The sequence below is a fragment of the Klebsiella sp. HMSC09D12 genome (assembly GCF_001808475.1).
GTDB classification, from domain to species: Bacteria; Pseudomonadota; Gammaproteobacteria; order Enterobacterales; family Enterobacteriaceae; genus Klebsiella; species Klebsiella oxytoca.
This window is the reverse complement of record NZ_KV793501.1, coordinates 1-682: the sequence shown is the minus strand read 5'-3', so window position 1 is coordinate 682 and position 682 is coordinate 1. Positions and strand designations below refer to the sequence as shown.

Genomic DNA, 682 nt, shown 5'->3' with positions numbered 1-682 from the left:
ATGCGCTGGTTCCGCCGATGGGTGAAGCCAGCGTCAGCTTACCCGCCGATGCGGGTCGCGAGATTACATACCGGACGATTAACGACTACGGCGCGCTGACCCCGCGGATGCAGGGCGCTACGCAATAACTGACGGGAGACCGCGTTCTCCCGGAAATAAAAATAAGAACTGACAGCCGGGCGACTTTTACCGGAGGGACTATGTCACATCTGAAATATGGACTCGACCACCTGGGCTCCCGGCGTGTTACTCCAGGAGCTGCTCGCGCATTTGCGCAGATCCCCCTTGCCCTTTTGCTGGCCTCACCGGCTTTTTACGCGCAGGCAGAACTCTATTTCAACCCACGTTTTTTAGCGGACGATCCCGCTGCCGTGGCGGATCTGTCCGGTTTTGAAAAAGGCCAGGAGCTGCCGCCGGGTACCTACCGCGCGGATATCTACCTCAATGACGGGTATAGGCCACCCGCGATATTACCTTTAATGTTGATGAAAAAGGCCACGGACTGGCACCCTGCCTGACGCGCGGACAGTTGGCCAGCATGGGCGTCAACACGTCCGCCATTGCCGGTATCGATGTGATGGCGGCAGATGCCTGCGTACCGTTAACCGAAATGATCAAAGACGCCACCACCCGCTTTGATGCCGGGCAGCAGCGGCTGTACCTGACCGTACCCCAGGCGTTT

2 pseudogenes are annotated in these 682 nt (G+C 58.5%); both read left to right on the top strand.

The features are described 5' to 3' along the window. Nucleotides 1–128 (top strand): annotated as a pseudogene (locus tag HMPREF3178_RS31865) (molecular chaperone FimC); the annotation flags it as partial. Between the two features lie 72 nt (nt 129–200). Continuing rightward, nucleotides 201–682: pseudogene (locus HMPREF3178_RS21665) on the top strand (FimD/PapC N-terminal domain-containing protein); the annotation flags it as partial.